Source organism: Mesorhizobium sp. M1A.T.Ca.IN.004.03.1.1 (assembly GCF_003997555.1).
Classification (GTDB): Bacteria; Pseudomonadota; Alphaproteobacteria; order Rhizobiales; family Rhizobiaceae; genus Mesorhizobium.
The window spans coordinates 1-260 of record NZ_RZTV01000542.1 but is presented as its reverse complement, the minus strand read 5'-3'; the positions used below and the strand labels follow the sequence as shown (position 1 = coordinate 260).

The window sequence follows — 260 nt, the reverse complement described above, 5'->3', positions numbered from 1 at the left end:
CTTCAACCGCAGAAAATCGAGAAGCGTCTCGGTCGGCCCGACATCGGTGAGTTCGATGTCCTCGCCATTCAGGATGAAGCGAATGCTGTCGTTCATGGTATTCCCGGTTGTCTTTTCCAAATGGTTAGGCCGCCGTCCAGCCACCGTCAATCGAGATGTGGGTTCCCGTCACCTGGCGGGCGGCGTCACTGGCGAGGTAGAGCGACAGCGCGCCGATCTCCTCGGCCTTGACGAATTCACGCGTCGGCTGCGCCTTGAGG

1 protein-coding gene is annotated in these 260 nt (G+C 60.0%); it reads right to left on the bottom strand.

Annotation, left to right across the window (positions count from 1 at the left end; genetic code table 11):
- Positions 1–124 precede the first annotated feature (124 nt).
- A partial coding sequence (locus tag EOD29_RS32810) for an SDR family oxidoreductase (RefSeq protein WP_127248858.1) occupies positions 125–260 on the bottom strand: 136 nt, incomplete at its 5' end.